Raw genomic sequence first — 8,706 nt, 5'->3', positions numbered from 1 at the left:
GGCCCGCCCCTCGCCAGGCCCCTCCCCCGCGTCGCGTCCGGCGGCGCGCTCGCCCACCTCGTCGAGGAGGGCGTCGAGCAGCTGGGCGTCGACGTCGCTGACTCCGTAACCGGGGTAGTCGGCGGAGCCGGGATAGCCGGGGTAGCCGGAGTAGCCGGGGTTTGCCGCCTCGGGGCCGGCGAGGCCGTCGGCCACGTCCCTGGCCTCCTGGGCGGCCCAGAAGGCCCGCGCCTCGGCCAGTTCGCGCTCCCGCTCCTCGGCCAGCGCGTCCGCGACGACGGCCCTGACCTCTTCCAGGGCAGGGGTGTGCCGGGCGGCCGGCACCGAGGCGCGGGCGGCGAGAAGCTCCTCGCGCAGCCCCGAGACCTCGCGGCGCAGGCCGCGCACGCAGATCGCGGTGGCGCAGGCGGCCACCGCGGCCACCACGACGGCCGGCAGCAGGATCAGGGTTATGGCGATCACCGACGTACTCCAGTGTTCGGACTTACGGGGGGACCTCTGGGTTCAGCGGTCTGAAGAATTACTACCGCAGGTTTACGCGCGGCACCTGTCGAACCGGTCGAAAAAGGCCATAAATAGGGCGTAGAGCACGCTTTCCGCCTTGATCCATACCCCCATGAACAGGTAAAACGCCGAACCGAGGGGTCAAACATCACATCCTGAGCGAGCTTCCGCATCAGCCCGGCATCACAAGTGACCCAGATAACACCGACGCGCTCCGGCGCGCGCAATTCCTCACGTTGCGCGCCGGCGCGAACACCGAACGTGCGAGCAACACAAAGGGGCGGAAACGTGAACACGTGTCCGCCCCTCGGTCCGCCGCCGCGCGGGCGCCGGAGCCGGTGCCGGCTCGGCGTGTCAGCCGGTGTCAGCCGGTGTCGGCCCGGAGGTGTCAGCTCAGCCGCTCGATCACCATCGCCATGCCCTGGCCGCCGCCGACGCACATCGTCTCCAGGCCGAACTGCTTGTCGTGCCACTGGAGCGAGTTGATCAGCGTGGTGGTCAGCCGGGCGCCGGTCATGCCGAAGGGGTGGCCGACGGCGATGGCGCCGCCGTTGACGTTCAGCCTGTCGAGGTCGATGCCCAGGTCGCGGTAGGAGGGGATCACCTGGGCGGCGAACGCCTCGTTGATCTCCACGAGGTCGATGTCGCCGATCGTCAGACCGGCCCGGGCCAGCGCCTGCTTGCTGGCCTCGACCGGACCGTAGCCCATGATCTCCGGGGACAGGCCGGACACGCCGGTCGAGACGATCCGGGCCAGCGGAGTCAGGCCCAGCTCACGCGCCTTGGTGTCGGACATGATCACCAGCGCGGCCGCGCCGTCGTTCAGTGCGCAGCAGTTGCCCGCCGTCACCAGGCCGTCGGGGCGGAACACCGGCTTCAGCCCCTCGACACCCTCCAGCGTCACCCCGGCGCGCGGACCGTCGTCCTTGCTCACCACGGTGCCGTCCGGCGTGGTGACCGGGGTGATCTCGCGCTCCCAGAAGCCCTCCGCGATGGCCTTCTCCGCGAGGTTCTGCGAGCGGACGCCGAACTCGTCCATGTCCCGGCGGGTGACGCCCTTCAGCCGGGCCAGGTTCTCCGCCGTCTGCCCCATCGCGATGTAGACGTCCGGCAGTTCGCCGGACTCGCGCGGGTCGCTCCAGCCCTCGCCGCCCTGCTCGGCGCGGGTGGCGGTGCGCGCCTCGGCGTCGGCGAACAGCGGGTTGTGGGTGTCCGGCAGACCGTCGGAGGTGCCCTTCACACTGCGGGAGACCATCTCCACGCCCGCCGAGATGAAGACGTCGCCCTCACCGGCCTTGATCGCGTGCAGCGCCATCCGGCTGGTCTGCAGGGAGGACGAGCAGTAGCGGGTGATGGTGCAGCCCGGCAGGTGGTCCATGCCCAGCTGCACGGCCACCACCCGGCCCAGGTTGTGGCCCTGCTCACCGCCGGGCAGGCCGCAGCCCAGCATCAGGTCGTCGATGTCGCGCGGGTCCAGCTCGGGGACCTTGGCCAGCGCGGCCCGGATGATCTCGGTGGTCAGGTCGTCGGGGCGGACGTCCTTCAGCGAGCCCTTGAAGGCACGGCCGATCGGCGAACGGGCGGCGGAAACGATCACTGCTTCGGGCATGACGGCTCCAGAAGAGGGGAAGGCACAACTGTGAGGGAAGCTACCCGTGCGTAGCGCGCAGGTCACGGGGCCTTTGGTGTGATGCGGCTCGCAGCGCCCGCCCGGCCCCGGCGAGGCCGACACGCACGGCCCCGCGACGGCCCGCTCGGCCGGACGGCCGAATCACCCCTTCGCGCGGAACAAGAACGGGGCTTTCGCTCGTTCTGACCGGTGCACTACCGTGCGGTCTTTGCTAACCCATTACTCTGGTACGCAAGGCCGCGTCGTGTGGCCATGGAGGAGTGAGATGAGGAGTAGTAACCCGGTCTTCTCGCGACGGGGGTTCGGTCAAGGAGGCCAGGCGGGCTTCAACACAGGCCCGCAGGCGCAGGCCGGGAATCCCTACGCTCAGGGCGCCCCGGCGGCCAACCCGTACGCGAACAGCCCGTACGCCAACAACCCCTACGCCCAGCCGCAGCAGGGCGCCCCCGGCTACGCGCCGCCGACCGCCCCGCAGACCGACCGCATGACGATGGACGACGTCGTCTCCCGGACTGGTCTGACGCTGGGCGTGGTCGTCGCAAGCGCCGCCGTCGCCTGGATGTTCAACCTGCCACTGGTGATCGCCATCGTGGCCGCGCTGGTCGCCATGGGCCTCGCGTTCTGGCAGTCCTTCAAGCAGGAGCCGTCGCCGGGGATCATCCTCAGCTACGCGGTGTTCGAGGGCGTGTTCCTCGGCGCGATGAGCAACTTCGTCAACAAGTTCGCTCCCGGCGCGGCCATGCAGGCCGTCCTCGGCACGATGGCTGTCTTCCTGGCCGTGCTGTTCCTGTACAAGACGCGGATCATCCGGGTCAACAGGCGCTTCACCCAGTTCGCCATCGCCGCCGGTATCGGCTACGCGCTGCTCTCCCTGGTCAACCTCGGCTTCGCCCTCTTCGGTGCCGGTGACGGCATGGGCTTCCGCACCGGCACGGTCGGCATCCTGATGGGCATCGCCGGCGTCTGCATCGGTGCGCTGTTCCTCGCCCTGGACTTCAAGTCCGTCGAGGACGGCATCGCCTACGGCGCGCCGAAGAAGCAGGCCTGGTTCGCCGCGTTCGGTCTGACCGTGACGCTGGCCTGGATCTACTTCGAGTTCCTGCGCCTGGCCTGGATCCTCAACAGCGACTGATCCCTCCGGAGCAGTCACCACAACGGGTGAGGGCCCGCGGGCAGCTGTCCGCGGGCCCTCACCCGTGTGCGCTGGGGGTTCCTTCTCCGTTCGGTATCCGTTCAGTACTTGCGCGCCGCGCGGCCGCGCCGCCGGTCGTGCTCGTGGATGATCGCCTTGGCGTGGCCGTAGGACAGGTCGTGCTCGCCGCGCAGCCAACCGACCTTCTCCGCGAACCGGTGCAGGGCCGGGCCCTCGTCCACCATGCGAAGCCAGTCGCCGACCGGACGGCCGGTGCGGTCGGGGATGCGGGCGAGCAGCTTGTTGTGTGTCTCCTCGTCGAAGCCCTGGGACATCGGCGCCTCCGAAACGTTGGACTCCCGTCCCGTAACGGTGCCCGACCGCCTCTGCCTTGGCAACAGTGCGACAGGGGCGCGCAGGCTCGGCGACAGGGGGCGCATAGGCTTGCGGACGTGCCCGAAACCGTAGACGTGACGCCCCTCGTGAACGCCGTGGATCGGCTCGCCGACCGGCTGCGCGCCATGCCGCACAGCGCGCTGCGCCGCGGCGCCGCCGACCGGGGACGGGTACTCGCCGCCGAACTCGCCCGGCGCGCACACGAGCTGGAGGCGCCGGGCCTGCCCTGCCCGCCGCTGCCCGAGGCGGACGACTTCGCCGTCGGCGACCAACTCGCCGTCACCGGCCACGACCTGGCCGAAGCGCTGCGCGGCGCCGCCGCCGACCGGCTCACCGCCGCCCTCGACCTGCTCGCCGCCGCCGAACCGGAGATCACCACAAGCCCCCGGTTCGGCTGAGAACCGGTCGCCGCCCGTGACCTTCCCGCCGCCCGGCTGATTGGACCGCCTGTACGGGGATCCGACAAACAGCCAAGGCGAGGAAACGAAATGAAGCTCCTCCGGTCCGCGCTCCTGGGCGCGCTCACCACCGCCCTCCTCACGCTGCCGCTCGCGACCGCCGCGCACGCCGACGAGACCCACCACCACTCGCACAACGGTCCGCGGGTCTCGTTCATCACGACGGGGCAGATCGACGACCCGCTGGAGGACGTGCTGGAGCACCTCACCGTCCTCGGCCTCACTCACATCGTCGACTGAGCCTCGAATCCGGCGCCCGCCCGGGGCTCTACTGGTCCAGGAACAGCGAGCGTTCGGCGGCGCGGGCGTCGAACTCCTCCAGGCTGGCCTGCGCGCGGGGCAGGTGGTCGCACATCGCCTCCAGCAGCACCCGGCCGAGCAGCATCGGCGCACAGGCGGTGTCGAACACCAGCGACGTGCCGACGGCGGCCGGCAGCAGCACGTCACCCGGCTGGGCGACGGGGGCGAACGCGCTGTCGGCCACGACCACCACGCGCAGCCCGGCGTCCCGCGCCTGCGCCAGTGCGTCGGCGACCTCCCGCGGGTGGCGGGGCAGAGCGAAGCACAGCAGGGCGGTCGCGCCCGCCCGTACGGCGGCGTCGATGCGGTCGCCGAGCATCGTGCCGCCCTCGTCCAGCAGTCGCACGTCCGGGTGCACCTTCGCCGCGAAGTAGGCGAAGCCGCGCGCTTGCGCGGAGGCCGCACGCAGACCCAGCACCGGCAGCGGACGCGAGGCGGCCAGCAGTTCGGCGGCCTCGCCGACCGGCGCCGGGTCGGCGAGTTGCGCGGCGAGCAGCCGCAGGTTCTCGATCTCCGCCTCGACGGCCTGCTGGTAGGCGTTGGTCTGCCGGCCGCCGGGCACGTCGGCGGCCTCCGGACCCGTGCCCTCCCGCAGATGGCGGCGCAGCGCCGGGTAGCCGTCGAAGCCGAGCGCGACGGCGAACCGGGTCACCGAGGGCTGGCTGACGCCGGCGAGTTCGGCCAGCTCGACGCTGGAGAGAAAGGGGGCGTCCTCCGCCCGCCGCACCATGCAGTGCGCGATCCGCCGCTGGGTCGGGGTCAGCCGGTGCCCCTCGAAGAGCTTCTGCAGCCGCGCTCCGGCGCCGCCCACACCGTTCACAAGTCCCCTCCGACCGAGCCATTCACCGAACCCCGACTCTGCATGAATCCATGCAGAGGGGCAAGTGGGAGGTCCACTCCGGGGGCTAGCCCTACTGTCCCGGAGCACTCCGCGACCTAGCCTTGCTGTCATGAACACCCACGACGCCGAGCTCCGCAAGGAGCTGGAGGCCACGCTCTCCACGCGCCGCGACCTCGGCCCCGAGTACGAGGCCGAACTCGTCGACTCCTTCATGGAGAAGCTGGACGGGCGCCTGGAGGCGATCGTCGACCAGCGGGTCCGCCGGCAGCTCGCCGAGCGGCAGATGACGATCGCCCGGGCCGCCGGACGCCCCGACGCCGACACGCCCCGCTTCGGCAGTTCCTTCGGGCTGGCGATGTTCTCGCTGATCCTCGCGGTACCGCTGTCGACGGTGGCGGCGGTCAACAGCGGGCTGCCCGGCCTGCTGGTCGCATGGACGGGCATCGTCGGAGTGAACGCGGTGGTTGCCCACGGACGGCTGTGGGGCGCCGACCGCCGGGGCCGCGCCAAGGACGAGGACAGCTGGGACTAGGCCCTAGCGCGGGCTTACGGGGACCGCCGCACCCCGGCGCGGCGTCGCGCCGGGGCGGGACGACGGCGGTCCCCGTAGGGCGTGTCACCGGGTGAGGTACCGGCCACGCCCGGCGGCCGAGACTCCGGGAGCCGCTCCGAAGCCCTGGGCCGTCCTGTTCGGCCTCGCGCCGACACCTCCACGATGCATGACGGGTGTTAACACGGCTTTGCCGGTGTGTGACGCTTCCGACGCGAAGGGTCACACCCCCGTCCGGCGTGCGTCACTTGGCCTGCTTGGCCAGGAACGCCAGCAGGTCCTGGCGGCTGACCACACCGGTCGGCTTGCCCTCGACCAGCACGATCGCCGCGTCGGCGCCCTCCAGCACCGCCATCAGGTCGGCGACCGGCTCACCGGAGCCGACCTGCGGCAGCGGCGCGCTCATGTGCTTCTCCAGCGGGTCGCCGAGCCCCGCGCGACCGGCGAACAGCGCGTCCAGCAGCTCCCGCTCGACAACCGAGCCGACGACCTCGGCGGCCATCACGTCCGGGTGGCCGGCACCCGGCTTGACGATCGGCATCTGCGAGACGCCGTACTCCCGCAGCACGTCGATGGCCTGACCGACCGTCTCGTCCGGGTGCATGTGCACCAGCGAGGGGATGTCGCCCTCCTTGTACCGGAGGACGTCACCGACCTGCGCGCCGGCGGTGCCGTCCTCCTCCAGGAAGCCGTAGTCGGCCATCCACTCGTCGTTGAAGATCTTGCTCAGGTAGCCGCGGCCGCTGTCCGGCAGCAGCACTACCACGACGTCCTCCGGGGTCAGCCGCTCGGCGACCTCCAGCGCCGCCACGACCGCCATACCGCAGGAGCCGCCGACCAGCAGGCCCTCCTCCTTCGCGAGGCGGCGGGTCATCTGGAAGGAGTCCTTGTCGGAGACCGCGATGATCTCGTCCGTCACGTTCCGGTCGTAGGCGTCCGGCCAGAAGTCCTCGCCGACGCCCTCGGTGAGGTACGGGCGGCCCGTGCCGCCGGAGTACACCGAGCCCTCCGGGTCCGCGCCGATGATCTTCACCCGGCCGTCCGAGGCCTCCTTGAGGTAGCGGCCGGTGCCGGAGATCGTGCCGCCGGTGCCGATGCCCGCGACGAAGTGGGTGATCCGCCCCTCGGTCTGCTCCCACAGCTCGGGACCGGTCGTCTCGTAGTGCGAGCGCGGGTTGTTCGGGTTGCTGTACTGGTCCGGCTTCCAGGCGCCCGGGGTCTCCCGGACGAGGCGGTCGGAGACGTTGTAGTACGAGTCCGGGTGCTCCGGGTCGACCGCCGTCGGGCACACCACGACCTCGGCGCCGTACGCGCGTAGAACATTGATCTTGTCCGTGGACACCTTGTCCGGGCACACGAACAGGCAGCGGTAGCCCTTCTGCTGCGCCACGATCGCCAGCCCCACCCCGGTGTTGCCGGAAGTCGGCTCGACGATCGTGCCACCGGGCTTCAGCTCGCCGGAACGCTCCGCGGCCTCGATCATCCGCAGCGCGATGCGGTCCTTCACCGACCCGCCGGGATTGAAGTACTCCACCTTGGCCAGGACGGTCGCCCCGGTCGGCGAGGTGACGTTGTTCAGCTTGACCAGCGGGGTGTTGCCGACAAGCTCGATCATGGACTCGTGATACTGCACAGTGGTCTCCGCGTTTTGGGGGCACCCGCGGTCGCGGGCCCGTACCAGCAGCCTATTGCGCGACGGGCCGACGTGACACGCGTTGCGCCACCGGGCGCGCGGGGCAACAAGCTGGTAGGCGCGGACGGCGCGCCCGGGGACCACACTGGTCCCACCGGGCGTTGAGGGAGGCGGGAGCGGCACCATGTCGAGGGCGACGGTTGCGCGGCGCATCGTGACGGCGGCGGCGTACGGAGGCGGCGGCATCGGCCTGCTCGGCGGAGCCGCCGTCGGGCTGCTGCTGGCCGAGGCGCAGCTCGCGAGACGCCGCGTCGGCGGCTCGGACGACGTACCGCCGGTCGCCGACGGCCTGTACGGCACGGTGTTCGACCTGCTCGGCGCCCAGCGCCCGCTGCTGCTCGGCTTCCTGGGCGACTCCACCGCCGCCGGGCAGGGCGTCCACCGGGCCCGGCAGACGCCCGGCGCGCTGCTCGCCTCCGGGCTCGCCGCCGTCGCCGAACGCCCCGTCGAGCTGCGGAACGTGGCGCTGCCGGGCGCCAAGTCCGACGACCTGGAGCGCCAGACGAACCTGCTGCTGGCGGACCCGGAACGCACCCCCCACGTGTGCGTGATCATGATCGGCGCGAACGACGTCACCGGACGCATGCCGCTGGCGCAGTCCGTGCGGCACCTCTCCGAGGCGGTGTCGCGGCTACGCGCCGGCGGCTGCGAGGTGGTCGTCGGCACGTGCCCCGACCTCGGGTCGGTCGAACCCGTCGGCCAGCCGCTGCGCTGGCTGGCGCGCCGCCTCAGCCGGCAGCTCGCCGCCGCGCAGACCATCGCCGTGGTCGAGCTGGGCGGCCGTACGGTCTCCCTCGGCGACCTGCTCGGCCCCGAGTTCGCCGCCAACCCCAGGGAGTTGTTCGGCCCGGACAACTACCACCCCTCCGCCGAGGGCTACGCCACCGCCGCGATGGCCGTACTGCCCACGCTGTGCGCGGCGCTCGGGCTGTGGCCGCAGGCCGAGGAGCGGCCGGAGAGCCGGCGGGAGGGCCCGCTGCCGGTGGCCCGCGCCGCTGCCCGCGCCGCGCAGCGGGGCGGCACGGAGGTCGCCGCCGCCAGCCGCGGCCCGTGGGCGCTGCTGCGCCACCGCAGACGCCGCCGCGTCGCCGCCGAGGACCCGGAGCCCACCGCGACGTCGACCGTCGGCGCCGCCCAGAGCGCGGAGAGCGCCCCCGGCGACGAGGACGGCCCGGAGGGCGGCGGCCCCGCCCACCCGGAAC

At 72.0% G+C, this 8,706-nt stretch carries 9 protein-coding genes and 1 pseudogene; 5 read left to right on the top strand and 5 right to left on the bottom strand.

What is annotated here, in order from left to right:
- Both FNX44_RS29055 and FNX44_RS19665 read right to left on the bottom strand, forming a co-directional pair.
- Window positions 1–462 (bottom strand): annotated as a pseudogene (locus FNX44_RS29055) (hypothetical protein); the annotation flags it as partial.
- A 430-nt stretch (window positions 463–892) separates the two neighbouring features.
- Entirely contained in the window at window positions 893–2,113 is a 1,221-nt protein-coding gene (locus tag FNX44_RS19665) for an acetyl-CoA C-acetyltransferase (protein WP_143649702.1), read from the bottom strand.
- Between the two features lie 286 nt (window positions 2,114–2,399).
- Between FNX44_RS19665 and FNX44_RS19660 the strand changes: the two genes are divergently transcribed.
- A complete protein-coding gene (locus FNX44_RS19660; protein WP_143649700.1) occupies window positions 2,400–3,266 on the top strand; it encodes a Bax inhibitor-1/YccA family protein in 867 nt (288 codons plus the stop codon).
- Window positions 3,267–3,367: 101 nt separating this feature from the next.
- Here FNX44_RS19660 and FNX44_RS19655 read toward each other — a convergent pair whose 3' ends face one another.
- Entirely contained in the window at window positions 3,368–3,601 is a 234-nt protein-coding gene (locus tag FNX44_RS19655; RefSeq protein WP_143649698.1) for a DUF4287 domain-containing protein, read from the bottom strand.
- A 117-nt stretch (window positions 3,602–3,718) separates the two neighbouring features.
- On the opposite strand from FNX44_RS19655, the gene FNX44_RS19650 reads away from it, so the two are divergent.
- Both FNX44_RS19650 and FNX44_RS19645 read left to right on the top strand, forming a co-directional pair.
- Window positions 3,719–4,060, top strand: coding sequence for a hypothetical protein (locus FNX44_RS19650; RefSeq protein ID WP_323369510.1), 342 nt, complete (start codon window positions 3,719–3,721; stop codon window positions 4,058–4,060).
- A gap of 90 nt (window positions 4,061–4,150) precedes the next feature.
- On the top strand, window positions 4,151–4,360 hold the full coding sequence (locus tag FNX44_RS19645; protein ID WP_143649696.1) for a hypothetical protein: 210 nt from the start codon (window positions 4,151–4,153) through the stop codon (window positions 4,358–4,360).
- A gap of 28 nt (window positions 4,361–4,388) precedes the next feature.
- Here the strand turns inward: FNX44_RS19645 and FNX44_RS19640 are convergent, their stop codons facing one another.
- Window positions 4,389–5,240, bottom strand: a complete 852-nt coding sequence (locus tag FNX44_RS19640; RefSeq protein WP_407699212.1) for a MurR/RpiR family transcriptional regulator — start codon at window positions 5,238–5,240, stop codon at window positions 4,389–4,391.
- 130 nt (window positions 5,241–5,370) lie between these two features.
- On the opposite strand from FNX44_RS19640, the gene FNX44_RS19635 reads away from it, so the two are divergent.
- Complete coding sequence (locus FNX44_RS19635) at window positions 5,371–5,793, top strand: hypothetical protein (protein WP_143649692.1); 423 nt, start codon at window positions 5,371–5,373, stop codon at window positions 5,791–5,793.
- Between the two features lie 262 nt (window positions 5,794–6,055).
- On the opposite strand, the gene FNX44_RS19630 is transcribed toward FNX44_RS19635, so the two are convergent.
- A complete protein-coding gene (locus FNX44_RS19630; RefSeq protein ID WP_143649690.1) occupies window positions 6,056–7,444 on the bottom strand; it encodes a cystathionine beta-synthase in 1,389 nt (462 codons plus the stop codon).
- 184 nt (window positions 7,445–7,628) lie between these two features.
- On the opposite strand from FNX44_RS19630, the gene FNX44_RS19625 reads away from it, so the two are divergent.
- A partial coding sequence (locus FNX44_RS19625) for an SGNH/GDSL hydrolase family protein (protein ID WP_143649688.1) occupies window positions 7,629–8,706 on the top strand: 1,078 nt, incomplete at its 3' end.

This window comes from Streptomyces alkaliterrae (assembly GCF_007097205.2).
Lineage (GTDB): Bacteria > Actinomycetota > Actinomycetes > Streptomycetales > Streptomycetaceae > Streptomyces > Streptomyces alkaliterrae.
Note: the sequence above shows the minus strand (reverse complement) of the source record. Positions and strands in the feature narration are given on the sequence as shown.